We start from the raw sequence: 24044 nt of genomic DNA, 5'->3' as shown, positions 1-24044 counted from the left end.
CCAATCCGCAGGAGTACGACGGCGGCGGGCCGGGGTACGGGACCGGCGCACCTGACGCCGGGATACTGTTGAACCATTATGAGCGACCTGATTCTCTATCTGCTGATTGCGGTGGCTCTTGCCTTCGCTGTCTCCAGCTGGTGGGGAGTCCGCAGGCTCAAGGCGCTGCACGTGCGCAGTGCCGTAGGTGGGGATGCGCACGAACCAGGGCTTACCCAGCAGCGGGTCGCCGTCGTCCTCAACCCGGTCAAGGCCCGGTCGGAAGAAGCCAGGGCAACCATCCAGCGCGCATGCCTGACTGCCGGCTGGGACGAGCCGGTGATCTACGAAACCACGGCGGAGGACCCCGGCTTTTCGCAGGTGCAGGCGGCGCTGCGGCACAAGCCCGACGTCGTTGTGGTGGGCGGCGGTGACGGCACCGTACGGGTGGTGGCTGAGTCCCTTGCCCGCACCGGAGTAGCGATGGGCCTTATTCCGCTGGGTACCGGCAACCTGCTGGCCCGCAATGTGAACCTGGATGTCAACGACCTCCACGGCAGTGTGCAGACGGCGCTCTTCGGCCACCAGCGCTTCATCGACACCGCCCGGATGGGCATTGAGAACTCCCGCACCGGCCAGTCCTCCGAGCACGCCTTCCTGGTGATCGCCGGCATCGGCATGGATGCCGAAGTTCTGGCGGACACCAACGCTGGCCTCAAAAAGACGTTCGGCTGGCTTGCCTACACTGAGGCCGGTATGCGCCACCTGCCCGGCCGGCGGAAAAAAGTCTCGATCTCGCTGGACGGCAGCCCCGACCAGGTCCGGAACATCCGCAGCATCCTTTTCGCCAACTGCGGCCTGGTTCCCGGCGGCATTGATTTCATTCCGCAGGCCATGATCGACGACGGCATGCTGGACGTGGTGGTGATGAGCCCCCGCAGCGCCATCGGCTGGCTGCTGATGTACGTAAAGATCATGTTCAAGCACAGCGGGAAACTGCCCATCATGACCGTTTACAGGTCAGGCAGGATTGTCATCCAGTGCCCGGAACCGATGCCCACGCAGATCGACGGCGACACGGCAGGAGAAGCCACCAGGGTTACCGTCCAGGTGGAGCCGCGTTCGCTGTTGGTCAGGGTTAGAGGGCAGGATTTGCTGGTCTGAGGAACGAAGATCAGGCGTGGGCTTCCTTGTGTGCCTCGGCGGCTGCTTTCGCGGCGGCGCGGGCCTCGGACTGCTCACGGATCATGGCCTGTTCCTCTTCGAAGCGCAGGCGGTCAGCCCGGTCTGCCTCGTCGCCGTCCCAGTCCTGGTTGTCGGCGGTGGGGCGGGGATTGATGATCATTCCCTGGCCATCGTTGTCAGAGCTGTTGGTACTCATGACCCGCTCCCTTCGTTAGGGGCCATCCCCCAATGTGGATCAAGTAAGCATACGCATTGTCCACAGCCCGCGGAAGTGGTAGGAAGTGCAATTACCTACGCTGTGGGCGAAGGGCCGGAACCGGTTTCCGGCGGCCCGCGGGGGGCTGCAACCCGTCCACCCACTGCCGTGCCGCTTCGAAGGCATTGTCGGAGGTATGCGGCTCCACCCGCGTCTCCTGGCCATCGGCCCGCGGGTAGGAGCCAAGGAAACGGGTGGCCGGACTGATGCGGTGCAGCCCCGCCAGGGCATCGGTTACGCGAGCGTCATTGAGGTGGCCGTCCGCATCGATGCTGAAGAAGTAGTGCCCGAGGTACTGTCCGGTGGGCCTGGATTCGATCCGGCTGAGGTTCACGCCCCTGCTGGCAAACTGGTCCAGGATCTCCATGAGCGCGCCGGGCCGGTCCTCGGGCAGGGGCACTACAACCGTGGTCTTGTCCGCCCCGGTCCGTTCGGGCAGGATGCCGGGGCGGCTGACCAGGATGAAGCGGGTAACAGCGCCGGGGTTATCGCCGATGTCCTCGGCGAGGGCGGAAAGCCCCGGCTGTTCCCGGGCAACAAGCGGCGCGCAGATGGCGGCGTCGTAGTGGCAGTCCGCGTCCAGCAGTCCCACGGCTGCTGCGGCAGTTGACGATCCCGGCACGTATTCTGCTCCCGGCAGGTTTGCCTCCATCCACAGCCTGCACTGTGCCCAGGCGTGGCCGTGGGTTGAGACCCGCCGGATGTCCTGCAGCGCTACGCCGGGCCGGGCCACCAGGACAAAACTGATGGGTACCAGGACTTCGCGGATGATCCGCAGTTCAGGACCGGTGGCAATGGCGTCGAGGGTGGCCGTTACACCGCCTTCCACTGAGTTCTCGATGGGAACCATCGCCGCACTGACTGCTCCCTCTCGCACCTTGTCCAGCGCGGCGTTGACGTTTGACGCCGGGACGCGGTGGGCCTCGGCAGCGCCGGGCACCTTCAGAAGGGCTGCTTCGGTGAAAGTGCCCCCAGGCCCAAGGAAGGCATAGGTGGCAGCGGGCGCAGGCATAGGTATTCCTTCAAAGACATGGAAGCGCCCGTGGCCGGGCGCCGAAAGTAGCGAAGCTTGCGGGGGCCCTACAAAACCAGCGGCTTGAGCCCGTTGTCGGAGACCAGGGGCTTTCCGGCCTCCAGCCACTGGTCCATGCCGCCGGAGACATTGATCGCGGTGTAGCCCTGGCCCGTCAGCCACTGCGCTGCGCGGAAGGAACGGCCGCCGGTGCGGCAAATGACGTACAGATCCTGGTCCGGATCGAGTTCGTCCAGCCGCGCGGGAAGCTGGTCGAGGGGGATGTGGAGGGCGCCGTCAGCATGCCCGGCAACCCATTCGTAATCCTCGCGGACATCCAGGATGGCGGCATCGGCGGGGAGGTCGTTGACGCGGACGGTATCAAAATCGCTCATGGCAAGTCCTGTCTGGCAGATCGGGTTCAGGGTTAAGCCTAGTGCCCGCGCCGTGCCCGCAAGTTCGGCAAGTTCGGCAAGTTAGGCTTCTGGATAAAACTTTAGGAGGCCCTTTGCCTGCAGAGCAGCCCACCATCCTTGCCACTTCCGGCGGCATCAGGCCCGGTATGCGCACCCGCCTGGAGTTCGGCCCTTTGCTGCACCACGCCGTCGAACTTTCCGGCGTCAGCGGCCGGGCGCCGAAGGTGACCCATATAGGCACCGCCGCAGGGGACCAGCGGGCGTTCCATGCAGAACTGGACGAAGCGGCACGGCTGGCGGACTTCGACTTCAGCCACCTGAACCTCTTCACCATGCCCAATCATGCCGACCCCGAGGCGCATCTGTTGGAGCAGGACGTTGTGTGGGTCAACGGGGGCTCGGTGGTGAACCTGCTGGCAGTGTGGCGGGCCCACGGCCTCGAACATATCCTTCGCCGGGCATGGCAGAGCGGAGTGGTCCTGGCCGGTGTGTCCGCCGGGTCGATCTGCTGGTTCAAGGGCGGAACCACGGATTCCTTCGGGCCCGAACTGCGGGCAGTAACGAATGGCCTGGCCTTCCTCCCTTACGCCAACGGGGTGCATTACGACTCGGAGGAGCGAAGGCGGCCGCTGGTTCACCGGCTGGTGGCGGACGGGACGCTGGGCGAGACGCACTGCACGGACGACGGCGTCGGGCTGGTTTACCGGGGCACCTCACTGGTGGAGGCCGTAGCCGAAGTCCCCGGAAAGGGCGCCTACGTCGTCACGGCTTCCCGGAACGGAGATGGCGTGGACGAGGAACGCCTGGAACCGAGGTACCTTGCCTGAATTACACGACCTTTCCGCCGTCGCCCTTCGGGACAACCTCCGGAAAGGCGAGGTCTCCTCAGCGGAAGCGGCAGCGCACTTCCTGGGCCGGATTGACCAGCACAATCCCCTGCTCGGGGCGTTTGTCACGGTGACGGCTGAACAGGCCATGGACCATGCCCGGGCGGCCGACAGGCTTCGAAACCGGATTCCTGTCGAGGAGCTCCCGCTCCTGCACGGCATGCCCCTGGCGTTCAAGGACCTCACTGACGTGGCCGGGGTGGTGACCACGCACGGCAGTGCTGCGCTTGACCACAAACCTGCCGTGAACGACGGGCCGTTGGTGGCGCTCCTGAAAGATGCCGGCGGCGTGTCCCTGGGAAAGACCCAGGTGCCCGAATTCGGGCTGACCGCCTACAGCGAAAACCGCGTGGCGCCGCCGTCACGGAATCCGCACGCTCCCAGCAGGAGTTCCGGGGGTTCCTCGGGTGGAAGCGCCGCAGCGGTGGCCGCCGGACTTCTTCCGTTCGCGCCCGGCTCGGACGGCGGCGGGTCCATCCGCATCCCGGCCGCCGCCTGCGGATTGGTGGGGCTCAAGCCGGGCCGCGGGCTGGTGCCGGCAGGGGAAAGCCTGGGAGACCCGGCCCGGCTGGTGGTGTCCGGCCCGCTGGCCAGGAGCGCCGCCGACGCCGCCCTGATGCTGGATGCCCTCACACCTTCCGGGTCCGCCCGGGATCGCGGCTACCTCGCCCGGCTGGAACAGGAGCCGCCCCGGCTAAGGATCGGCGTCACCTTGGACAGCCCCTGGTCCGGCACCTTTCCTTTTACTCCGGACCAGGAGGCATTGGACGCACTCCGGGCGGGGGAGAAACTTCTCGAGCACGCGGGGCATTCGCTCAGCGAAGCGAACATCCGCTATGACAACCGCTACCCTGATGCCTTCACCACCGCCTGGACGGCGCCGGTGGGCACGGCCAGGATCAGTCCGCACCGGGAAGCGCTGCTGGCGCCGCTCACGCGGACATTCCGCCGCCGGGCCCAGCAGCGCAGCCAGGCGAAGGTGAACGAAGCGGTTGCTTTCCTGCGGCAGTTTGAGCGCGACACCGTAGCGCAGTACGCGCAGTGGGACCTGCTCCTGATGCCGGCGCTCGCCCAGACGCCGCGCCCGGTGGGCTGGTTCACCGGCACCGCGCACGGCGGCGACCGCTGGCCGGCGGCACAATGGGCAGGCGATGCCGACGGCGACTACCGGAAACAGTGCGAATTCGCGCCATGGTCCTCCATGGTCAATGTGTGCGGCCTGCCCGCCGTCACCCTTCCGGTCCACTGGACCGGCGACGCCCCCGGCCTCGGGCTGCCGATGGGTATCCAGCTAATAGGCTCCTCGGGTTCCGAGAACCTCCTGCTGCAGGTGGCGCATCAATTGGGTTACTGAAGCCTCGAATGGGGCCTTGTTGACCTGGTTCTAACGTGGGTTTAATACTGCCGTAACCGTGATGCATAAGACTGGCAGCACCGCACCGGTTCCGTTCCTGCAAAGGCCAATACTCAACGAGGAGTTGCCCTCATGGGCGCTGAACATTCCACCACCGCCAGCGAAGCCTCCCGTCCCATGCAACAGGGCAGGCGGGACCTCAGCAACGCCAACGTCAGGGAGGACCTGGCCAGGACCGGCCGCTGTGCGATGGTCCACTTGCCCACCGGCCGGATCTGCCTGCTTCCACTCAGGCACCACGGGCCGTGTGAGTTCCACCGGCCGCAGGACGCCGAGGACGTCATCTCCGGCGGCTCGTAAGCTGCACCTCCTCCTCGCAGGGCAGGCTACGGATCCCTCGACTCCGTGGGCGAACAGGAGGACGATTAAAGGGCAGTCACCATAAGGAGGCCTGTGATGTGTTATTCCTACAGCAACAAAGACTTCGGACGGAGCACCAGAAAAGAAGCTGACCGCCAGCCCGAAGCGAAGCAGGAAACCCCGGTAGAAACACCGGAAAAGCCGGTGAAGGCACAGAACTTTACGTTCTGGGCATTCCCGAACTGGCGCAGGACGCCGGCACCGCGCACCCCTTCAGCCGAACGGAGCGAGGAAAGGGTCTGACGCCGGCATGGTCAATGACAACGGAAGGGACTCCAATGGAGGCCCTTCCGCTGTGTCGGGACGGCTGCAGGCCACCCCCCTCCCGCCACGTGGTGATTTTCCAGGACTCAGCTCCTTCCCCGCGTTGTGCTGCAGGAAGACCTCCGACTAGGGTGGGACCATAAGCATGCTTATTATTCACGTCCGCAGGAAGGGAACAGCATGAGCACGGAGAACTACCCGTCCCCCGCGCCGGACCGGCAGCCGGAGCCCGGCACCGGGAACTACACCTCGGCCCCATCTTCAGCCGGAACGTCCTCCCCCGCCGACTCCCCAGCCCCCGGGACCGGAGTAAGCCAAAGCCCGCAGGCAGCAGAGAGCACCCCGGCAAACGGACCCCTGCCTGCCGCTGACCAGCCACGGGTGACCCGTGCCGGGGTGGTGTGGGCCGCCGTCGTGGCCGCCCTGATCCTGCTGATCCTCCTGATCATCTTCATCCTGCAGAACCAGGACCAGGTGGCCGTCCGCTACTTCGGGCTGGAAGGATTTGTCCCGCTGGGGATGGCACTGTTCATCGCCAGCGTGACCGGCGGCGTCCTGGTGGCAGTGGCCGGTGGTGCCCGCATCCTGCAGCTTCGCCGGAACGCGCACCGCGCGCGCTCTCCGCAGCGGTAACAGCGCACCGCGCTCCGGCACCTGGCGGACCACACAAGGCCAGGGTGCTTCCTTACATACCCGCCACCTGATGAATAAGCTGGGGTTGTACCTGGAATACAGGAGGGCTATATGCGCGGTGATAACGATGCCTCCGCAGAGCGCCGTCTGCGGCCCACATTGACGGCAAGGACCCGGCACCCGCTGCCCCGCCGGATGCTGGCAATCCTTGTCCTGGCCATGGCGGGTTGTGCATCTGCTGGCGACCCCAAGCCTGCCGAACGCACCCTTTTGCCCGGAAGCACCGTCAGCACCGCATCCCTTCCGGCAGGGACCTCGGACTGGGCCCTTTACGAAAGCCCGCTGGTTCCACTCGATGACACTTCCGCCGACTTGGCCATGCCGGTGGTGTCCGCGAAGGGAGGAATGCGCGGAACAGCCTACTTTGACCTCGTGACCGTTACTGAGTACCGGCCGGATGGAACTGAGATTCGGGAGGTCTCACACGATGACCTCACCAGCAAGAGCATTGTGAAGTGGTACGAGTGGAGCAGCGGCACCGGGAACCCGCCGCCCACGTTCTCGCGGGAAACCACCGGCTACCAGGACGATGGAAGCCTTTCGATCTCCAACGCCGAGGGAACAGATGCGATTACGGGCTGGAGCAATGACGAGCACCTGTTCAAGGTGGTGCCGGGCAACCAATACCGGATCCGCGGCTACATGCGGGGACAGGATATCGAGCTGACCGGCGCCGGAACGGACATCGGCTTCCATCTGGACTTTTACGCGGTGGAGGAATAACAGAAGGCGCCGGCCCCTCAGGCTGCCGCCAGGACACGCCCGGGCCGCCGTCGCAGGTCTACTGCCCCAAATAGGGCAGCACGTAGACGGCGAAAATGACGAACGCCGCCAGGAGCGCGAGGGCTCCTGCTCCCGACGCGCCGTGCCGTCGAGTGTCCGGATTCCGCCCGCCGGCCGCCGTTCCGCGCACATTTCCCTGGCCCCTGGTACGTGGAGGCACAACACGGGCAGCCGGCACGGGCCGGGGCTCGCCTCCAGGATCCGAGGGCGCCGGGCGTGCACCGGCCGGTTTCACCACCGTGCCGGAACGCACGTTGCGGAACGCCGTGATTCCGGGTTCCTGTTCGTGCGTGAGCTGCTGGCCAAGGTGCGCATAGAGCCCCGCCACGGTCTGCTGGTCCAGCACCGGCGGCAAAGCTTCAATGGCTCCCACAACGCGCTGCGAACCAGCCACGGGCACGTCAGCGTTCGTCACGCCGAACAGATCAGGTTGGGCCGCCATACAAATCAGGGGACGCACCAGCCGGCGGTGGGGCGGCGCCATCACGGAGGCGACGGCGGCGCATTGGGCAAGCGCCCCTTCCACGGCCTGGGTGCGGGCGTACCGGCCCTGCCACAGCACACCGGAGGAGACGCGCACTTCGCCCGTCCAGTTCTTGGCGTCCACCACCACCACACCGCCCGGGCCCACCAGGACATGATCCAGGCTGGCTTTTGGCCGACCCGGCCAATAGACGTCATGCAGCACGTACCAGCCGCGGGGCACGAGCTCGCTGAGCTTCTCCGCCACCACGCGCTCACCTGCTGCTCCAGCATCCCATGCCTTGGTGGAGTGCTCGGCCTGGTCGAGCCGGCGTTTGAGTCTCGCGACCCTTTCGGCGGCCAGCCTGGAGTGCTCCGCTGCCCCGTCCCCTGCCCCCATGGCCGTCCCTGCTTTCATTGGAATTTCGACGGCGGAAGGCCGTCGTCGCCCTTTGCTTACGGACTCTCCGCCCGGTTTTTCCGAAAGTAACAGGAGGCGGTGGCGGCGGTATATAAGTACTTTTCCGGACCGGTACTCAGGCGGGCTACTCGGCTGATGACGCGGTTCCGTCACAGGCGGGACACACGACCGGATTCTGGACGGGTCGTTTTGACTCCGGCCCGGGTCTGGCATGCTGTAGCCATGGCTAGCCGCGCGGGTACAGTTGCCCAACCCCAGGACCTTGTTGACATCACTGCGCTCCTTGACGCGTATTACGACATCACGCCGGATCTGGGTGATCCCGGCCAGCGTGTGGCGTTCGGAACCTCCGGGCACCGCGGCTCGAGCCTTAAAGCGTCATTCAACGAGCAGCACATCGTTGCCATCACGCAGGCGATCGTGGAGTACCGGGCAGGGCAGGGCATCACCGGCCCGCTGTTCCTGGCCAAGGACACCCACGCCCTCAGCGAGCCGGCGCAGAACTCCGCGCTCGAGGTCCTGGCTGCCAACGGCGTCCAGGTCCTTATCGACGCCCGCCACGGCTACACGCCCACCCCGGCACTGAGCCACGCCATCCTCACCTACAACCGGAACGCCGGCGCCGGCGCTCCCCAGGCGGACGGCATTGTGGTCACCCCCAGCCACAACCCCCCGGCCGACGGCGGCTTCAAGTACAACCCCCCGCACGGCGGCCCTGCCGACTCCGATGCCACCGGCTGGATTGCCAACCGCGCCAATGAGCTCCTCGAAAACGGCCTGAGGGGCGTGAAGCGCGTACCGCTGGCCGACGCACTCGCTGCCGACACCACCGGCAAGTTCGACTTCCTGAGCAGCTACGTGGATGACCTGCCATCGGTCCTGAACCTAGACGCCGTCCGCGAGGCCGGTGTGCGCATTGGTGCTGATCCCATGGGCGGCGCGGCAGTGGACTACTGGAGTGAGATTGGCGAGCGCCACCACCTGAACCTCACAGTGGTCAACCCCACGGTGGATCCGCAGTGGGCGTTTATGACACTGGACTGGGATGAAAAGATCCGGATGGACTGCTCCTCCCCCGCGGCCATGGCTTCACTGATCCGGCGCATGGCTGATGCGTCGTCCTCCGGCCAGCCGGCCTTCGATATTGCCACCGGCAACGACGCCGACGCTGACCGCCACGGCATCGTCACACCTGTTGTTGATGGGGTGGGCGGGCTGATGAACCCCAACCACTACCTCGCTGTCGCCATCGACTACCTCTACCGCAACCGCAGCGGCTGGAACCCGAATTCCGTGGTGGGCAAGACCTTGGTGTCCTCCTCGATCATTGACCGGGTGGCAGAGAGCCTCGGCCGGAAGCTGGTGGAAGTTCCGGTGGGCTTCAAGTGGTTCGTTCCCGGGCTGCTCTCCGGCGAGGGTGCGTTCGGCGGTGAGGAATCAGCCGGCGCCTCCTTCAACAAGAAGGACGGCAGCGTTTGGACCACGGACAAGGACGGCATCCTGCTGGCCCTTCTCGCTTCGGAAATCACGGCGGTCACGGGCAAGTCCCCGTCCCAGCTCTACAAGGGCCTGACCGACCAGTTCGGCGCCCCGGTCTACGCGCGCATTGACGCCGCCGCTACCCGCGAGCAGAAGTCGGCACTCGGCAAGCTCTCGCCGTCGGACGTGACGGCAACCGAGCTGGCCGGCGAGCCGATCCTTTCCAAGCTCACGGAAGCGCCGGGGAACGGCGCGTCCATCGGCGGGCTCAAGGTGGTCACAGAGAACGCCTGGTTCGCCGCCCGCCCGTCCGGCACGGAAGACGTTTACAAGATCTACGCCGAGTCCTTCAAGGGCGAGGAGCACCTCAAGCAGGTGCAGGCCGAAGCCAAAGCCCTGGTGGACGGCGTCATCGCCTAAACGGTTGCTGCGGGCCCCTGGCCCCACAGCCGCAGGATGCGCCGGACGGTGCGGTCACCGTCCGGCGCCATGTCCACCAGGGCAATCCGGTCCAGCACCACCTCCTCACCCGGGTTCAGCCGCCTGCCGCCGTGGTGCGAAACGTGGGGCCGGTAGCCGGAGAGGGTATGGCCGGGCGTCAGGACCTTGCCGTCGAGGTTCCCAACGGCCGCCACCAGCTCTTCGTGCAGGGCCTGGAGGTCCGGCTGCGGTTCGATGAGGCTGACGGGCACGGAACCGTTCCGGCCAAACCCTGCGTCCTCCCCTGCGGTGAGGCGGGCGCCGAGTGCCCTGCGGGCAGGGCCGTCGGCAAGTGCGGCAGCGCCGACGGCAGGGTCGGCACCGTCCGGGCTGTCGACGTCGAACCTCACCAGGGTGATGTGCAGCGGCCAGTCAGTGCGCAGGAAAACTGCGTTGTCAGCCACGGCTTCGACGAACACGACGAAGATGAGATTCCGCATCTGCCCAGTCTCCCACCACCCCCCCGCGACGCTCTCTCACTTAATGCAGGTTAAGCACAAACGCTCTTTCATGGGGTGAAAGAGCGTTTGTGCAAAAGGCGCATTAAGTGAGAGAGCGTCCGGGTGGGGCGGGCGCAATCAGACGGTGCGGACGACGTCCTCGTAGGCGAACTTGGGCTTGGCTTCGCCGAAAGCGTCCTCGGCGGGCTGGCCGATGTTAACCACAAGGAAGCTCTTCTGGTCCCCGTTGGGGAAGAACGCAGCGTCAATCGCACCGAAGTCTGCGCCCGTCATGGGACCTGCGGCGAACCCGAGGGAGCGCACGGCCAGGATGAAATAGCCGGCCTGCAGGTGGGCGTTGTTGTTGCCTGTGGCGGCTGCGAGCTCCGGGTTGGCGTCATACATGGCCTTGGGGGCGTTGTAACCGGGAAGGAAGCTGTCCCACCGCCCGGCCCAGTCGGTGTCGAAGCTGAGGATGGCCACCAGCGGAGCAGAGGCGGTCTTGGCACGGTTGCCCGGCATCAGGGCGTCAACCAGTGCGGCCCGGGCCTCATCCGAGCGGACGTAGGTTACGCGCAGCGGCTGTGAGTTGAAGGCTGTTGGGCCGAACTTGGTCAGCTCGTAGATAGCCTGCGCCTGCTCCTCAGTCACCTCTCCCGTGAAGGAGTTGGCGGTCCGGGCCTGGGCAAAAATGGCGTCGACGGCAGCCGGATCGATGACTGCTTCTTCGTGGGCAATGGTCATGGGCTTACCTTTCGCTGCGCCTCCCCGCTGCTTGGGGCGGCCTCGTTGCTTTCCATACTTGCAACTTCAACCACTGCGGTCCTCTTCCCGTGACGGCCCGTGACATCCGACACAGCGGACCGGCACCTGGGGCTGGCGGTATTCTGGAGCAAACTGATCTTCGCCCTCCGCGGCACCCCCCTTTTGAAAGGCTCCCGCCATGAGCATGCTCGGAACCAAGTGGAAGCTGCACGGCACCGGCAAGTCCATCCGCCCAGGCCACGTTGTGGCCCCTGACGAGCGGCTCGCCTGGCCGCTGACCATCGGCGTGGGCATGCAGCACGTGGTGGCCATGTTCGGCGCCACCTTCCTGGTGCCCATCATCACCGGCATGCCGCCCGCCACCACCCTGTTCTTCTCGGGCATCGGCACGCTGCTTTTCCTGGTGATCACCAAAGGCCGGGTGCCCAGCTACCTCGGGTCGAGTTTCGCGTTCATCGCGCCCATCATGGCGTCCCAGCAGCAGTTCGGCGTGCCCGGGGCCCTGGGCGGCGTGGTCCTGGCCGGGGCAACCCTTGCCTTGGTGGGCGCCATTGTGCAGAAGTTCGGCGCAGGCTGGATCAACCGGCTCATGCCGCCCATCGTCACCGGGGCCATCGTCGCACTGATCGGGCTCAACCTTGCCCCGGCAGCAAAGAACAATTTCGACGCCGCCCCCGTCACTGCCGTTATCACCCTTGCCACGATCATCCTGGTCAGCGTCCTCTTCCGCGGCATCCTGGGCCGGCTCAGCATCCTGGTGGGTGTGGTGGTGGGCTACCTCGTAGCCATGCTGCGCGGCGAGGTGAGCTACGAAAAAATGGACGCCGCCGCCTGGGTGGGCCTCCCGCAGTTCCAGACCCCCGAATTCCACGTGGGCGTCCTGGGCCTGTTTGTCCCCGTGGTGCTGGTGCTGGTGGCCGAAAACATCGGCCACGTGAAATCAGTGGCCGCCATGACGGGCCAAAACCTCGACGGCGTCTCCGGCCGCGCGCTTATGGCTGACGGTGCGGCCACCGTCCTTGCCGGCTTCGGCGGCGGGTCCGGAACCACCACCTACGCCGAAAACATCGGTGTCATGGCCGCTACCAAGGTCTATTCGACGGCGGCCTACTGGGTGGCAGGCATCTTCGCCATCCTGCTGAGCTTCTCCCCCAAGTTCGGCGAGCTCATCGCCACTGTTCCGCCAGGCGTTCTGGGCGGTGCCGCCACCATGCTGTACGGCATGATCGGCATCCTCGGGGTGAAGATCTGGGTGCAGAACAAGGTGAACTTCTCCAATCCGGTGAACCTCACCACCGCGGCCGTGGCCCTGATCATCGGCATCGCCGACTACACCTGGACCATCGGCGACCTCAAGTTCACCGGTATCGCGCTCGGTTCCGCCGCTGCCCTGGTGATCTACCACGGCATGAAGTCCATCGCGAAGGCCCGCGGGACCGTGGCCGAGCCCGAAACCGAACAGGCCGGTTTGCCGCCTGCAGCCAAGGCAGCCATGACCGCAGCAGCAAAGCGCACGCCCAAGAAACGCTAGCGCCGCCCTGCTAGGCCACTTCGCCGACTTCCCCGGTGTCCTCGGGCGCGCCCGAAGACCCGCTTCCAGCGGGGTGGCCGGGCGGGAACGGGCCAGGGCGCCCAAGTCCGAAGACCGGTCCTGGCTGGGGACGTTTCGCCGCCAGGGATTCCACCGTGTGGGGCCGGAGCCGGCTCAGCACCCAGGGGAACAGGTACTGCCGCGCCCATACCAGGTCATCGGCCCTTGCCTGCTTCCAGCCGGAGGTAGGAACAGGGCGGGGTTGCAGGGCCTTCAGGGAATGCGGGACTCCCAGTGCGTCAAGGGTAGCGGCAGCCACAGCGTGGTGGCCCAACGGTGAAAGATGCAGCCGGTCTTTGTCCCAGGTCCGAGGGTCGTGGAGCGCCGGCAGGCACCACAGGTCCACCATCACTGCGTGATGGCGCCTGCCAATGCGGTGGAGGTGCTCGTTGTATATGGCCAGCCTTCCCCGGGTCTGGCCCAGCATCGGCGTGTTGCCCCAGTCCGGCCCGGCAAACAGCAGGACGGTTCCGCCCGTCCCGGCCAGCAGGCCCACCGCCTGGTCCATCTTTTCCGCCAGCTTATCCGGGTCTCCCCGGTGGAAAACCACATCGTTTCCGCCACCGGACATCGCCGTCAGGTCTGGCTTAAGGGCAAGTGCCGGTTCGAGTTGACGGTCCAGGATCTCCTGGAGCACCAGTCCCCGCACGGCCAGGTTGGCATAGGCGAAGTCGCTTTGGCCGCTGCTGAGTTCCTCGGCGGCACGGTCCGCCCAGCCACGGAACCCGCCGATGCTGCGTGGCTCCGGGTCGCCGATTCCTTCCGTGTAGGAGTCGCCGAGGGCGACGAAGCGGTGCCACGGATGCCGTTGCGCCGGGGGCCTCCCGGAGTGCGCTTCCTGCTCTTCGATGGTCATGCCGGCCGTCCTTTCGCCGTCGTCGTCGTGGAAGGGAAGGTTTCGGGGGCAACCGCCTCCGATGGCTGGTCCAGTTCCGCCGGGGCCATCATGCGGAAGTCTTCCAGGTCATCCGCCGGGTCCCGCCGCGGCATGGAAGGATCCCGGCCGGGGCCAGGGGCAACAACATTCAGGGCCGCATCCCGCAGGCCCAGCTCGTGGTGCATTGCCTCCCTCTGCAGGAACCGCAGGGCCCCTTCCCGGGTGAGGCCGTACTCGACTGTGAGGCTGCGCACTGCCAGGTCAACCAGGACCAGTGAGCTCTGGGCCACGGCAAGGCCGGCCGTAGCCTCTGCGCGTTCGGCCACCCGGACCACTACGCGCAGCGCGCGGGCAACCTGCTGCACATAGCTGCGGCTTCGCAGGAGGTCATCGCTGGTGAATGTGTGGGGCGATGATGCGTAGAGATTGATGGCTGCGCTTGTCACACCCTCGGACACGATGGGCACTGACAGGAGGGCCTGGACGCCGTGGCCGGCAGCCGCGCTCGCATACCCTGGCCAGCGCCGGTCCCTGCTGACGTCGGAAAGCAGCACGAACTCACCGCTGCGGAGGGCCTCAATGACTGGACCGTCAGCGAAGGAACATTGTTCCTGGTCCGCCTCGCGCGCCTGATCATTGCTTGCGGCCAGGGTGCGAGCCTTCCCCAGGCGGAAGAGGGTGGCGGCCCAGCCGATGCCGCGGGCTTCACCCTTGATGTCCGCCATGAACTCACGGGTGACTTCCCAGAGGTAGGTTTCGACATCCTTGCTGTCGAAAACCGGCTCCGGGGGCAGTGGAAGGGGTCCCCAGCCAACCGGTTCCGTGGGTTCAGCGGCCATGTTGCACGCCTTGGTTGAAGCGCTCGCGGCCCACTGCAAAACCTGGTTCTAAGGATACGTCCCGCGGCCTGCCCGCGGGAGGGGGCAGCAGGGTACAGGCCCGGCTGCTGCGCCCTGCATTCCTGCTACGCCTGCGCGTCTGCGGTCAGGACGACGTCGTAGGCCTCCACGCGCCGGTCCGTCACCGTGGTGGGGGACTCTAGATGGACAGCGCCCGAGGGAAGGATCCCGGCGGCGCCGTACCTTTCCATGACCTGCCATTGGGCCACCACGTCCTCGCCGGCGTGCTCTACGGGAAGGCTCGTCCAAAAGGCGAAGCCGCCGGCGGCATTCAAGGCTTCCCGCCGGTAAAGCACGCAGCCCCCCAGCCACGCCACCCGGTAGGGCAGCCACTCCCCCGGCGCCAGGGAAAGATCAGCGCTGAGGTGGCTGAGATTGGCGGCGTTATGAAGCGGCCAGCGGTCAAAGCCGGGGACGCCCGGCCGGATGCGCTCAGGAGTCACTGGACCGTCCCACGCTTCAAAGCCGGCTGTCTGCTCCGGCCGCTTGTCATCAAGGTAGGACAGGCCCTGCGGAGCCATCCCCACGAAGCCGCAATCCAGCTCGTCAAGAGCCCTGCTAAGCCGTTCCAGCGCTCCCGGTTCCAGCCAGATGTCGTCATCAAGGAAGAGGCACTGGCCGGCTGCCGATTGATCCAACAGGAACTGGCGGTGCTCCGCGAGCCCGCGCCGCGGGAGGTGCCGGAGCAGCGTGACCGGGCGCCCCTGGGCCTCCAGGACGCGGACCATCGCTGCAGCAGCAGGATGTTCCCAGCCGGGGGCGTCCGTGGACTGGTCGCTGACCACCACGCGAAAGGCGGGGCCCTCCTGCCCGGCCAAACCTGCCAGCGTCACGGCCAGTTCTGCCGGCCGGTTGCACGTGGGTATCAGCACGTCCACTGCCACGCTGTCAGGCACCTCAACCCGCCGTGCCCACTGTTCGGACGATCTCCTGCTCAAAGCCAACCTCCTGGCGCCGCCTTGGCATTGATGGTGGGGTTCGTCTGGTTCTCTACCCAGATCAGGGTGGATGTATGCCCGGCACGGCGAAGGCCTCCCCCTACAGCCAGTGCAGGCAGTAGAGAGAGGCCTTCAGCGGTAAGAATGCCAGGTGCGCCGGGAGCGGCACCAGCCTGTTACCCGGCGTCGAAGCTCTCGCCGTCGTCGTCGTTCGGTGATTTTTCCTTGGGCAGGTCGTTGCCGCTGCCGTCCGGAATCCCAGCGGCTTCCTGGCCGGACTCCGAGGACACGGGTGCCGACCCCTGGGAGTCATCATTCGTCTCATCCAGCTCGGCTTCGCCGGAGGGAAGGTCCACGTCGCGGGGCACCGGATCACCCGTCCCGGACTGAGGCTCGTTCGTGTCCACGCCGGCCGCACCACCCGTCCCCGAACTGTCCACGGAGCCCTGAATTCCTCCCATCTCCTGTTCCGCGGTGGGAGTGCCGTAGCCGCCGGGATCCGCTTCCGGCTGGGCGTTCTGGTTTTCCTGCGTCATGTTTCCTCCTGTTATGCGTTGGATGAAAGCTGGTAGCGGGCGCTGCTTAGAGCCCCTTGCCGCCCGTGACCGGCAGCACGGCCCCGGAAATGTAGGACCCGTCCTCCGAGGCCAGCAGGACGTAGGCCGCCGCAAGCTCGGCGGGCTGGCCGGCGCGTTCCAGCGGAGTGTCCTGGCCAAACTTCGGAAGCTTTTCGGGCCATTCCGTCGCCGGAATCAGCGGGGTCCAGATGGGTCCCGGAGCCACGGCGTTGACCCGGATGCCCTTGGGGCCAAGCTCCTGGGCCAGGGCCTTGGTGAAGGCCACCTGCGCCGCCTTGGTCATCGCGTAGTCGATCAGGCCCGGCGACGGGTTGAAGGCCTGAATGGATGCCGTGGTGATGATCGAGGCACCCGGCGTCAGGTGGGGCACCGCCGCGCGCGCCGACCACAACAGCGAGTACAGATTGGTCTTAAAGACCCGGTCAAACTCTTCGGTAGGCAGGGACTCCAGGCTTTCGCGGTTCTTCTGGTAAGCCGCGTTCAGCACCACTACGTCAAGACGTCCGAACTCCGCCGCCGTTTCATTCACGATCCGGGTGCTGAACTCCTCTTCGCGGCCGTCACCGGCAAACAGCAGGGCCTTTTGACCAGCCTTGCGGATCCAGTCCGCGGTGTCCTGGGCGTCCTCCTCCTCCTCAGGAAGGTAGGAGATGGCAACGTCGGCGCCCTCGCGGGCGAAAGCGATGGCGGCTGCCTTGCCGATGCCGGAGTCGCCGCCGGTGATGAGGGCTGCCTTGCCTTGCAGTTTCCCGTGCCCCTCATAGCTGAGTTCCCCGTGGTCCGGCTTGGGCTCCATGGGCGCCGTCAGTCCGGGCTGCTTCTGCTCCTGCTCCGGGAACCCGTCCGCGTGATAGCCGCCCCGGGGGTCCTTTGGCTGGTCTGTCTGCTTTTCCGTGTCGCTCATAGTCCGCCTGCTCACTGTGTCGGTTTCAGAGGGCCCCACGTGCACGGGCCCTTTGAAGCTATCCCGGCCGGAGGAGCGAAGTCCACCGTTCCGCGCGAATAATCAGTAAACTTATCAAATGTGGGGCGCGGCGCAACGTCGTCCCGGTTTCTGGGTACCTAAAGAGTAGAAAGGTTGCAGGAGCTGGACGGCGCAGAAAGGAGCGGCAATGTCGGATGTGGAGGACTACACCGGCCGGACAGGCAGGAATGAGACCCGGGAGGAGCAGCTGGACCGCAACTGGGCGGAACTGCTGCAGGAGATGCGGGTGCTGCAAATGGGCGTACAGATCCTGGCCGGCTTCCTCCTGACCCTGCCTTTCCAGGAAAGGTTTGAAGACCTCGATGACTTCCAGATTGCCCTCTACCTGACCAACGTGGTGATCGCGGCACTGACCACGGCGCTCATTCTCTTGCCGGTCAGTGTCCACCGTCGGCTCTTCCGGAAGAGGCTCAAGGAAACCCTGGTCTCCAGCGGGGACACCATCGCGAAGATCACCCTCGCCGGTATCGCGCTGCTGAGTGCCGGCACAGCAGCTTTGGTGTTCGACGTCACGGCAGGACGCACAGCCGGCCTTTCCGCCGGAGGAGCGTTGATGGCCGTGATGGTCATCCTGTTGGTTTTCGTCCCCATCCAACTGCACAGGCGGGCTGAGGCCAACAGGTAATTGCCACTTCGCCGCCCGGATGTACAGCGCGCCTGCAAACCGGCCGGAGCCCTCAAACACGCTTTCGTTCCGCTGAACCCCTTTTTCCCAATACCGCCGCGCGGCCGGACATCCGGCCGCGGACAACGACAGGAGAACCCTATGAAGACACTTTTGAAGACGGCCCTGGTAGCCCTGCTGCTGCTTGCCGCGCCGGCAGTTTCACTCGGCGCCGCCCATGCCTCCCCGGTGGCAGACAAAGCCCCAACCACCGTTGCGCTTTCTGCTGCTTCACCCACGCCTTCCCCCGGAGACACCGCCTCCACCGGCCCAGTTAATCCGGGCACCGGCGAATCAGCTGAAAATGAGTCGACCCGGTTGGATTACACACCTTGGGTGATCGGTGCGGTGGTGGTGGTGACCCTGATCGCTGTCCTGCTCTGGCAGCGGCGCCGCAACAAAACCATCGTCTAGCAGGCGCCGGCTGACCGGCGGTGACCTCGACTAGGCGCCTTCAAGTACCTGGCTTGTTGCCCAGGCCAGGTACTTGGCGGCGTTGGCCACCGCGTCTTCCGGACTGGCCGCCACGTCCAGCAATTGGGCAGCGGCAACCACTCCGTGCCCGGCGAGGTCTTCGGGGGTTACCAGGATCCTGCCGGCCACCACAATCACCGGGATACCCCGTTCCCGGGCAGCGTCGGCGAGGGCGATGGGCGCCTTGCCGGTCAGCGACTGGTGGTCCATGGACCCCTCGCCGGTGATGACCAGATCGCTTTGAGCCAACTGGCCTTCCAGCCCTGTCAGGCCCGCCACGAGCGCGAATCCGCCTTCCAGGGCTGCATCAGTAAAGGCAAGGAACGACGCCGGGAAGCCGCCGGCGGCGCCGGCCCCCTCGACGTTGACGTCCCGGCCGGTGGCTTCCCGCAGCAGGGACGCCCAGTTGCGAAGCCCGGCGTCGAGCAGTTCCACGGTTTCCTGGTCGGCGCCCTTCTGCGGGGAGAAAACGTGCGCCGCTCCCAGCGTTCCATGGAGCGGGTTCCGCACGTCCACGGCGATGCGGAAGGTGGCGGCAGTGAGCCGGGGATCCAGCCCGGAGGAGTCCAGCGCCACTATGTCCGCGAGCGGGCCGCCGCCGAGTGGCACCACATTCCCGGCCGCATCCAGCGGCTTCAGGCCCAGTGCGCGCAGTGCCCCGCTGCCGCCGTCGGTCATTGCCGATCCGCCAAGCCCCAGCACAATCTCGGTGGCGCCGGCGTCCAGCGCAGCCGCAATCAGCTGGCCGCAGCCGTAGCTGTGGGCCCGGAGCGCGTTCGCGGGAGTGGGCTCCATTTCTGCCAGGCCGGAGGCCTGCGCGGTTTCAATGACTGCGGTGACCTTGCCGCCGCCGGCCTTCCGGATGGCCCAGGCGGCTCCGACTGGGGCGAGGATGGGCCCAACCACCGCGTTGATCCGCTCCTCGTAACCGGCAGCGACCGCGGCTTCAAGGGTGCCCTCGCCGCCGTCGGCAATGGGGAACTGGGTGGCGACGGCATCCGGATAGACGCGCAGGGCACCCTCGGCAATGGCGGCTGCTGCTTCAGCAGCAGTGAGGGAACCCTTGAATTTATCCGGAGCAATAAGAATGCGCATGGGCTCCATCATGCCAGCACCACATCGGAAAGCGCTTGCCTACGTCGTAATGCTGATCCGTCAGGGACGCTGCGGGGGCTTTTACCCCTGGCGCCATTCATGGCCGGTGATGTGCGAGCCGCCCTGCGGACCCATTTGGAGCATTCCGCCGTCAACGGCCCAGGAAGCGCCCGTGACGTAACTCGAAGCGGGAGAGGCAAGGAAAGCGATCACGGCAGCGACCTCCCTGGCGTCCCCCGGCCTGCCCAGGGGCACCCCTGGCCGCTCCGTCGTCGTCGGGTCCTCATCTTCCTGGCCCGTCATCGGAGTGGCTATTTCTCCGGGGGCAACGCTGTTGGCCGTGATGCCGTGTTCTCCAAGTTCGAGGGCCAGCGTCTTCATCAGGCCGCCCAGGCCATGCTTGGACGCATCGTAAGCGGAGGATCCCACCCGCGGCTGGAACTCGTGGACACTGGTGACGGCAATCAGCCGCCCTCCTCTCCCGGCCCGGACCATGCGGCGGGCAGCTGCCTGCAGGCAGACAAAGGCTCCGTTGAGGTTGGTGTCCAGGGTTTCCATCCAGGTGTCGACGTCCAGGTCCAGGAATTTGGCCCCGTCCCCGGTACCGGCGTTGTTGACGAACACGTCCACTCCGCCCAATTCGTCGGCCAGCTCCTCGATGACGCCGCCGGCGGCCCGGAGGTCAGTGGTATCAAGCTGGCGCACCACGGCCGTGCGTCCCAGGCTGCGGATTTCTTCGGCAGTCGCTTCGGCGCCTGCCTCGTCCGTATGCCACGTCACCCCTACGTCCATGCCTGCTTGGGCCAGCGCAACGGCGGTGGCCTTGCCGATTCCGGAGTCTGACGCGGTGACGATGGCCGTGGCGGGGCTGAATCCTGTGGTGTCCTGCATGGTGGCTCCTTTTGGTGATCAGGCGGGGCGGCGCAGTTCCGGCGGCGAAGGGTAGCCGTCATCGCTCGAAGCGGCAGGGTCGTCCCGCACAGTCAGGAGCGGGACAGCAAAAGTCACCACGGGACGTGCCTGGGCATCGTCCGCCGACCTGACGGTCAGGCTCCTGGTTCCCGGCGGCACCGAGGGAACGAAGACCTGCAGGTTCCGGGACCCCAGGACAGCGGATTCGCGCAGCGAGTATTCCGTCCCGAAATGGTCCTGGAGGATGATGTTGGGCTCAGGTCCGTCGTCGGAGGCCAACTGGATGTTGACCACCAGGCCGGTGGCCCAGATCTCGACGGACAGAACGGTGAATGCGGTGTTGTCCGTGACGTGGCGGCCGTAAGTAGGCGGCAGCAGCATCCCGCGGAGGGAACCGGAAGGGATAAGTTCGCGCATGGTTGTTCCTGTTGGTTTTTGCGCCTGCCGACGACGGGACGGCACCGGCAGTGGTCCGGCGCTGGTCCTGCGGGTGCGGCTGGCGAAAGCGGCTTAGGCGTCTTCCCGGCCTGGGTTTTCAAGCCGGAAGAAGTTGGATTGCTGGCCGTCGCTGCGCTGTTCCTGATAAATGAAGTTCAGCTGGCGGGAGTCGAAGGTTTCGAACCACTCTTCCCAGCTGACGTGGCGGAGCTTGTCGTTTTCGCCGCCGAAGTCGATCCGGAGTACGCCAAGGTGGTCACCGTGCTCGGTGCCGTCCACCGTGGCGGGAACGCCGTCGCGCTCCTCCGCCCACTGCCTGATGACCTCGTGGTGTGTTGTGACCAGGCTCCTGCCCTCGCGCTCCGGTTCGTCATCAGTGGAGGTGACCTCCTGTGAATACTTCAGTGATTTGGATGATTCCGGTCCCGTACGGACCTTCCCTCCATCCGGGCCGGCGCCCAGGTCCTCTTCGTCCTGGTCCGTTTCAGCCTCGCGGGTTTTGTTGCCTTTGTCCTGTGCCATGAGCCATCCTTTCCCCTGCAGCTAACTAGTAAGTCTACTTACTATCTAGCCTCCCGCTCCGCCTCCCTGTCAAGGGCGCAGGGCCATCGGAGCGGATGGCGATTGTACCTCTGCCCCGCCTGGTGCGGCTAGGACCTGGGACGTGCCACCGCGTAGTAGCCGGGAACGAGGCTTTGCGCGGCTATGTCTGTCATAGGATTCGTTTCGATTGCGGTTGTGCCGTCTTCCAATACTTCCCAGGTTTCGTCAGGAAGGACTTGCGCCCGTTCAGCAGGACCAAATTTGCCGGGCATGGGGAGTTCGCGAATGGCCCGCTCCAGTGGTGCCGGGATGCCCCTGGTGGTTGCGCCAAGGTGGGAGACGTAGTCCACGGGGTTGCCCTGGAAGTTGGTTTCGGCAAGGAATAGCGTTCCGCGCGTGCCGGCCAGCAGCCGCAGGTTTTCAACCAGCGCCATCTGGTCGTCCGTGTTCAGCACGTGCAGCACACCGCGGATGAAGATGTTGGCCCCCGACGCACCGGCCAGGCCGGCTGCAGCGCCGGGCCCGGTCATGTCCCGTACTTCGTAGCGGAGGCGATCGGTACTGCCCGCCGCAGCGGACTCTGCCCGGGCGCGGCCAATGGCATGGGCCGAGACATCCACACCTACTACGTCGGGAAAGACGGCGGCGAGCGCACGCGTGAAGCTGCCGTGCCCGCATCCCACATCAATGACCGGAAGCTCCGGGTCCAGGTGGCGAACCAGCACGTCCTTGTACCCAAGGAATTCACTGTCCCTGCCGGAGTCCCAAAGCACTTCACCACCGGCACCGGTGGCGTTGATGCCGGACCAGTACCGGTCCCACGCCACCGGCCGGTCCTTGTGCGCGGACCGGGACAGGCGGATGAGCTTGGGAATCATCAGATACTTCTGCAAGGCAGAGCGCATGGATTTCGCTGGGGAGGACACCGACCAAATATATGATGCAGACCACTGGACAGGAGCCAACGGCCCAACTTGCGGTGCGGCGTCACCCGCCGCAGGGCTTTTCGTCACTCTTGCCGGATGTTCAAACTCTTGCGGGTTCATCCGGGGCGCGTCGCCCTACAATGTACTCAACTGGGATCGAAGGGGGCGTTGTGACGGCTGACATGCCGTGGGACTCAGCTGTGCCTTGCACCGCTGTCCTGGCGGACCCCGACGGCGGCCGGCTGGCAGCGATCGCACAGGCACTCCGTGACGCAGGCTACGACGTGCGGACTGCCGCGACCGCGGGCGGGCTGACTGCCCTGCTGGAGGCAAGTGATCCTGCAGTGGTTGTGGTTGACACGTCCCTGTCTGCTGTGGAGACGGAAGTTCCCGTCCTGGTGATGGTGGACCTGGACAGCCCCGCTGAACTGGCAGCGATGCAGCCTCCCGGCATCCACGACTGCATCGCTAAGCCCGTGCCGCCCAAGGAACTGGTCCACCGTGCCACCGCGCTCATCAGGCAGGTGTCCCGGCGGGCCGCCGCGCGCCAGGAAGCCGAAGGGCTGCGCGAGCAGCTGCGGCTGGTGTCCGCTGCCGTGCGCGGCACCAACGAGCCGCAGGAAATTGCCCACCTTGTAGTTGAGGGTTTCGGCAGGACGTTCAGGGCTGACCATGTCCGGCTCACCACTTTTGCGGACGAGCGTGTGCCGCCGATCACCGCCGCGTGGACCAAGGCCGGGCTCGAGGAGCTGCCCGTGGAAGCGCTTCCGGATGAGGATTCAGCCCGGCACACGGCAGACAGGCTCTGGGCGGCGGCCGAAACGTTTTCCTTTGACGGGACCGACGAGGATTCACGAGCGGGTGAAGCAGCCAGCGCCCTTCGCCTTGCCCCTGCGGCGTCGTTACTGGCGGTGCCAATGGGCGAGGGAAGCTCCTCGCTGGGCATTATCTGGATCGTGACGCTGGACCAGCCGCGGCAATGGTCGCGCGCGGAGCTGGGACTGATCCAGCACGTGGCGGGCAACGCGGCTTACGGGCTGATTCAGAGCCACCTGATCAGCAGCCAGCAGCAGGTGGTCAAGCAGCTCCAACAACTGGACAAGGCGAAAACCGACTTCCTCGCCACCGTCAACCACGAGTTGAGGACGCCGCTGACCTCCATCATGGCGTACCTGGACATGATCCAGGAGAGCACTGAGCAACCGGTCTCCCCCGAAGTCCACCAGATGCTGGACATTGTGGTCCGCAACACGGAGCGATTGCGGATGTTGATCGAGGACATGCTCAGCGTTTCCCGCAACGGGCACGACGACAACCTGATGCATCTCACCCCCGTGCGCCTGGGACAAACCCTGGACCTTGTGGCCGGCGCACTGCGGCCCCTGGCCCAGCTGCAGAACGTCACCATCGCCGTCGACCCCCTCCCGGAGGATCCGGAAATCCTGGCGGACGAGGTACAGCTGCAGCAGGTTTTCACCAACCTGGTGTCCAACGCCATCAAGTTCACTCCCAGCGGTGGCCGGATCGAGGTGGGCAGCGAGTCCCATGCTGCTGCTGACGGCACCCGGTGGGCCACCGTCAGTGTCGCGGACACCGGCATTGGGATCTCCAGCGAGGAAATCGACCACGTTTTCACCCGGTTCTACCGCGCCTCCAACGCCATGTCCGGGGCCATCCCCGGTACAGGGCTGGGCCTGGCCATCACCAAGGACATCGTGGCCCGGCACGGTGGCCGCATCGACGTAGCCTCCACCCTGGGGACGGGCACAACCGTCACCGTAAGCCTTCCCCTTGATCCTTGCCGAACCCGGGCCAATTGAACGCGGGA

The 24044-nt window shown here is 65.9% G+C and carries 27 protein-coding genes; 11 read left to right on the top strand and 16 right to left on the bottom strand.

Features of this window, described 5'->3' with window-relative positions; genetic code table 11:
• Positions 1 to 78: 78 nt before the first annotated feature.
• Positions 79 to 1143 carry a diacylglycerol/lipid kinase family protein gene (locus AC5RT4_RS10975; RefSeq protein WP_494105722.1) on the top strand — a complete coding sequence of 355 codons (1065 nt, stop codon included), beginning with the start codon at positions 79 to 81 and terminating at the stop codon, positions 1141 to 1143.
• A 10-nt stretch (positions 1144 to 1153) separates the two neighbouring features.
• Here AC5RT4_RS10975 and AC5RT4_RS10970 read toward each other — a convergent pair whose 3' ends face one another.
• The 3 genes from AC5RT4_RS10970 to AC5RT4_RS10960 all read right to left on the bottom strand — a co-directional run bounded on the left by AC5RT4_RS10970 (position 1154) and on the right by AC5RT4_RS10960 (position 2827).
• Positions 1154 to 1360: a hypothetical protein gene (locus AC5RT4_RS10970; protein ID WP_494040392.1), complete on the bottom strand. Its 207-nt coding sequence runs from the start codon at positions 1358 to 1360 to the stop codon at positions 1154 to 1156.
• 91 nt (positions 1361 to 1451) lie between these two features.
• The gene (pheA, locus tag AC5RT4_RS10965; protein ID WP_494105721.1) at positions 1452 to 2432 is read right to left on the bottom strand and encodes a prephenate dehydratase; all 981 of its coding nucleotides are present in this window, start codon (positions 2430 to 2432) and stop codon (positions 1452 to 1454) included.
• 68 nt (positions 2433 to 2500) lie between these two features.
• Positions 2501 to 2827, bottom strand: coding sequence for a rhodanese-like domain-containing protein (locus AC5RT4_RS10960; RefSeq protein ID WP_387548349.1), 327 nt, complete (start codon positions 2825 to 2827; stop codon positions 2501 to 2503).
• A 113-nt stretch (positions 2828 to 2940) separates the two neighbouring features.
• Here AC5RT4_RS10960 and AC5RT4_RS10955 point away from each other — a divergent pair, with 113 nt between their 5' ends.
• The 5 genes from AC5RT4_RS10955 (at position 2941) to AC5RT4_RS10935 (ending at position 7189) form a co-directional block, all read left to right on the top strand.
• A complete protein-coding gene (locus AC5RT4_RS10955) occupies positions 2941 to 3675 on the top strand; it encodes a Type 1 glutamine amidotransferase-like domain-containing protein (RefSeq protein ID WP_494040390.1) in 735 nt (244 codons plus the stop codon).
• Complete coding sequence (locus tag AC5RT4_RS10950; protein ID WP_494105720.1) at positions 3668 to 5089, top strand: amidase; 1422 nt, start codon at positions 3668 to 3670, stop codon at positions 5087 to 5089. The genes AC5RT4_RS10955 and AC5RT4_RS10950 overlap by 8 nt, the downstream gene beginning before the upstream one ends.
• Before the next feature lie 132 nt (positions 5090 to 5221).
• Positions 5222 to 5449: an RNA-binding protein gene (locus AC5RT4_RS10945; protein ID WP_494105719.1), complete on the top strand. Its 228-nt coding sequence runs from the start codon at positions 5222 to 5224 to the stop codon at positions 5447 to 5449.
• Between the two features lie 504 nt (positions 5450 to 5953).
• A complete protein-coding gene (locus tag AC5RT4_RS10940) occupies positions 5954 to 6406 on the top strand; it encodes a LapA family protein (protein ID WP_494105718.1) in 453 nt (150 codons plus the stop codon).
• Positions 6407 to 6517: 111 nt separating this feature from the next.
• Positions 6518 to 7189, top strand: a complete 672-nt coding sequence (locus AC5RT4_RS10935) for a hypothetical protein (protein ID WP_494105717.1) — start codon at positions 6518 to 6520, stop codon at positions 7187 to 7189.
• Between the two features lie 58 nt (positions 7190 to 7247).
• On the opposite strand, the gene AC5RT4_RS10930 is transcribed toward AC5RT4_RS10935, so the two are convergent.
• The gene (locus AC5RT4_RS10930; RefSeq protein WP_494105716.1) at positions 7248 to 8129 is read right to left on the bottom strand and encodes a nuclease-related domain-containing protein; all 882 of its coding nucleotides are present in this window, start codon (positions 8127 to 8129) and stop codon (positions 7248 to 7250) included.
• Between the two features lie 225 nt (positions 8130 to 8354).
• Between AC5RT4_RS10930 and pgm the strand changes: the two genes are divergently transcribed.
• Complete coding sequence (pgm, locus tag AC5RT4_RS10925) at positions 8355 to 10031, top strand: phosphoglucomutase (alpha-D-glucose-1,6-bisphosphate-dependent) (RefSeq protein ID WP_494105715.1); 1677 nt, start codon at positions 8355 to 8357, stop codon at positions 10029 to 10031.
• Here the strand turns inward: pgm and AC5RT4_RS10920 are convergent.
• On the bottom strand, positions 10028 to 10531 hold the full coding sequence (locus tag AC5RT4_RS10920; protein ID WP_494105714.1) for a 2'-5' RNA ligase family protein: 504 nt from the start codon (positions 10529 to 10531) through the stop codon (positions 10028 to 10030). The genes pgm and AC5RT4_RS10920 overlap by 4 nt on opposite strands.
• Before the next feature lie 138 nt (positions 10532 to 10669).
• Positions 10670 to 11275: a malonic semialdehyde reductase gene (locus AC5RT4_RS10915; protein ID WP_494040382.1), complete on the bottom strand. Its 606-nt coding sequence runs from the start codon at positions 11273 to 11275 to the stop codon at positions 10670 to 10672.
• 199 nt (positions 11276 to 11474) lie between these two features.
• Between AC5RT4_RS10915 and AC5RT4_RS10910 the strand changes: the two genes are divergently transcribed.
• Entirely contained in the window at positions 11475 to 12827 is a 1353-nt protein-coding gene (locus tag AC5RT4_RS10910; protein WP_494105713.1) for a uracil-xanthine permease family protein, read from the top strand.
• A gap of 10 nt (positions 12828 to 12837) precedes the next feature.
• Here AC5RT4_RS10910 and AC5RT4_RS10905 read toward each other — a convergent pair whose 3' ends face one another.
• The 5 genes from AC5RT4_RS10905 to AC5RT4_RS10885 form a co-directional block, all read right to left on the bottom strand.
• Positions 12838 to 13743, bottom strand: a complete 906-nt coding sequence (locus AC5RT4_RS10905; protein WP_494105712.1) for an SGNH/GDSL hydrolase family protein — start codon at positions 13741 to 13743, stop codon at positions 12838 to 12840.
• Complete coding sequence (locus tag AC5RT4_RS10900) at positions 13740 to 14603, bottom strand: GAF and ANTAR domain-containing protein (protein ID WP_494105711.1); 864 nt, start codon at positions 14601 to 14603, stop codon at positions 13740 to 13742. Before AC5RT4_RS10900 ends, AC5RT4_RS10905 begins: the two co-directional genes overlap by 4 nt.
• Positions 14604 to 14728: 125 nt before the next feature.
• On the bottom strand, positions 14729 to 15601 hold the full coding sequence (locus AC5RT4_RS10895; protein ID WP_494105710.1) for a glycosyltransferase family 2 protein: 873 nt from the start codon (positions 15599 to 15601) through the stop codon (positions 14729 to 14731).
• Positions 15602 to 15777: 176 nt separating this feature from the next.
• Positions 15778 to 16137, bottom strand: a complete 360-nt coding sequence (locus tag AC5RT4_RS10890; protein WP_494105709.1) for a hypothetical protein — start codon at positions 16135 to 16137, stop codon at positions 15778 to 15780.
• 46 nt (positions 16138 to 16183) lie between these two features.
• Complete coding sequence (locus AC5RT4_RS10885; protein WP_494040376.1) at positions 16184 to 17083, bottom strand: SDR family oxidoreductase; 900 nt, start codon at positions 17081 to 17083, stop codon at positions 16184 to 16186.
• A gap of 208 nt (positions 17084 to 17291) precedes the next feature.
• Here AC5RT4_RS10885 and AC5RT4_RS10880 point away from each other — a divergent pair, with 208 nt between their 5' ends.
• Together AC5RT4_RS10880 and AC5RT4_RS10875 are read left to right on the top strand one after the other, a co-directional pair.
• Positions 17292 to 17789 carry a DUF6328 family protein gene (locus tag AC5RT4_RS10880; RefSeq protein ID WP_494040375.1) on the top strand — a complete coding sequence of 166 codons (498 nt, stop codon included), beginning with the start codon at positions 17292 to 17294 and terminating at the stop codon, positions 17787 to 17789.
• A gap of 141 nt (positions 17790 to 17930) precedes the next feature.
• Positions 17931 to 18242, top strand: coding sequence for a LuxR family transcriptional regulator (locus AC5RT4_RS10875; protein ID WP_494040374.1), 312 nt, complete (start codon positions 17931 to 17933; stop codon positions 18240 to 18242).
• A gap of 30 nt (positions 18243 to 18272) precedes the next feature.
• Here AC5RT4_RS10875 and AC5RT4_RS10870 read toward each other — a convergent pair whose 3' ends face one another.
• From AC5RT4_RS10870 to AC5RT4_RS10850, 5 genes are all read right to left on the bottom strand, one after another.
• A complete protein-coding gene (locus AC5RT4_RS10870) occupies positions 18273 to 19397 on the bottom strand; it encodes a glycerate kinase (protein WP_494105708.1) in 1125 nt (374 codons plus the stop codon).
• Positions 19398 to 19478: 81 nt separating this feature from the next.
• Positions 19479 to 20288: an SDR family oxidoreductase gene (locus tag AC5RT4_RS10865; RefSeq protein WP_494105707.1), complete on the bottom strand. Its 810-nt coding sequence runs from the start codon at positions 20286 to 20288 to the stop codon at positions 19479 to 19481.
• An 18-nt stretch (positions 20289 to 20306) separates the two neighbouring features.
• Positions 20307 to 20726 (bottom strand): hypothetical protein, encoded by a 420-nt coding sequence (locus AC5RT4_RS10860; RefSeq protein ID WP_494105706.1) that lies wholly within the window; start codon positions 20724 to 20726, stop codon positions 20307 to 20309.
• A 93-nt stretch (positions 20727 to 20819) separates the two neighbouring features.
• Positions 20820 to 21269, bottom strand: coding sequence for a hypothetical protein (locus AC5RT4_RS10855; RefSeq protein ID WP_494040370.1), 450 nt, complete (start codon positions 21267 to 21269; stop codon positions 20820 to 20822).
• A gap of 128 nt (positions 21270 to 21397) precedes the next feature.
• Positions 21398 to 22168 (bottom strand): class I SAM-dependent methyltransferase, encoded by a 771-nt coding sequence (locus AC5RT4_RS10850; protein WP_494105705.1) that lies wholly within the window; start codon positions 22166 to 22168, stop codon positions 21398 to 21400.
• Between the two features lie 218 nt (positions 22169 to 22386).
• On the opposite strand from AC5RT4_RS10850, the gene AC5RT4_RS10845 reads away from it, so the two are divergent.
• Positions 22387 to 24036 (top strand): sensor histidine kinase, encoded by a 1650-nt coding sequence (locus AC5RT4_RS10845; RefSeq protein WP_494040369.1) that lies wholly within the window; start codon positions 22387 to 22389, stop codon positions 24034 to 24036.
• Positions 24037 to 24044: the final 8 nt, after the last annotated feature.

The sequence above is a fragment of the Arthrobacter sp. sptzw42 genome (assembly GCF_059089685.1).
Note: the sequence above shows the minus strand (reverse complement) of the source record. Positions and strands in the feature narration are given on the sequence as shown.

Coding starts and splice junctions, on each gene's coding strand:
- pheA (WP_494105721.1), bottom strand. CDS start 2,432: ATGCCTGCGCCCGCTGCCACCTATGCCTTCCTTGGGCCTGGGGGCACT.
- AC5RT4_RS10900 (WP_494105711.1), bottom strand. CDS start 14,603: ATGGCCGCTGAACCCACGGAACCGGTTGGCTGGGGACCCCTTCCACTG.
- AC5RT4_RS10860 (WP_494105706.1), bottom strand. CDS start 20,726: ATGCGCGAACTTATCCCTTCCGGTTCCCTCCGCGGGATGCTGCTGCCG.
- AC5RT4_RS10870 (WP_494105708.1), bottom strand. CDS start 19,397: ATGCGCATTCTTATTGCTCCGGATAAATTCAAGGGTTCCCTCACTGCT.
- pgm (WP_494105715.1), top strand. CDS start 8,355: ATGGCTAGCCGCGCGGGTACAGTTGCCCAACCCCAGGACCTTGTTGAC.
- AC5RT4_RS10940 (WP_494105718.1), top strand. CDS start 5,954: ATGAGCACGGAGAACTACCCGTCCCCCGCGCCGGACCGGCAGCCGGAG.
- AC5RT4_RS10910 (WP_494105713.1), top strand. CDS start 11,475: ATGAGCATGCTCGGAACCAAGTGGAAGCTGCACGGCACCGGCAAGTCC.
- AC5RT4_RS10915 (WP_494040382.1), bottom strand. CDS start 11,275: ATGACCATTGCCCACGAAGAAGCAGTCATCGATCCGGCTGCCGTCGAC.
- AC5RT4_RS10975 (WP_494105722.1), top strand. CDS start 79: ATGAGCGACCTGATTCTCTATCTGCTGATTGCGGTGGCTCTTGCCTTC.
- AC5RT4_RS10855 (WP_494040370.1), bottom strand. CDS start 21,269: ATGGCACAGGACAAAGGCAACAAAACCCGCGAGGCTGAAACGGACCAG.
- AC5RT4_RS10865 (WP_494105707.1), bottom strand. CDS start 20,288: ATGCAGGACACCACAGGATTCAGCCCCGCCACGGCCATCGTCACCGCG.
- AC5RT4_RS10920 (WP_494105714.1), bottom strand. CDS start 10,531: ATGCGGAATCTCATCTTCGTCGTGTTCGTCGAAGCCGTGGCTGACAAC.
- AC5RT4_RS10930 (WP_494105716.1), bottom strand. CDS start 8,129: ATGAAAGCAGGGACGGCCATGGGGGCAGGGGACGGGGCAGCGGAGCAC.
- AC5RT4_RS10850 (WP_494105705.1), bottom strand. CDS start 22,168: ATGATTCCCAAGCTCATCCGCCTGTCCCGGTCCGCGCACAAGGACCGG.
- AC5RT4_RS10970 (WP_494040392.1), bottom strand. CDS start 1,360: ATGAGTACCAACAGCTCTGACAACGATGGCCAGGGAATGATCATCAAT.
- AC5RT4_RS10880 (WP_494040375.1), top strand. CDS start 17,292: ATGTCGGATGTGGAGGACTACACCGGCCGGACAGGCAGGAATGAGACC.
- AC5RT4_RS10945 (WP_494105719.1), top strand. CDS start 5,222: ATGGGCGCTGAACATTCCACCACCGCCAGCGAAGCCTCCCGTCCCATG.
- AC5RT4_RS10890 (WP_494105709.1), bottom strand. CDS start 16,137: ATGACGCAGGAAAACCAGAACGCCCAGCCGGAAGCGGATCCCGGCGGC.
- AC5RT4_RS10935 (WP_494105717.1), top strand. CDS start 6,518: ATGCGCGGTGATAACGATGCCTCCGCAGAGCGCCGTCTGCGGCCCACA.
- AC5RT4_RS10875 (WP_494040374.1), top strand. CDS start 17,931: ATGAAGACACTTTTGAAGACGGCCCTGGTAGCCCTGCTGCTGCTTGCC.
- AC5RT4_RS10905 (WP_494105712.1), bottom strand. CDS start 13,743: ATGACCATCGAAGAGCAGGAAGCGCACTCCGGGAGGCCCCCGGCGCAA.
- AC5RT4_RS10960 (WP_387548349.1), bottom strand. CDS start 2,827: ATGAGCGATTTTGATACCGTCCGCGTCAACGACCTCCCCGCCGATGCC.
- AC5RT4_RS10885 (WP_494040376.1), bottom strand. CDS start 17,083: ATGAGCGACACGGAAAAGCAGACAGACCAGCCAAAGGACCCCCGGGGC.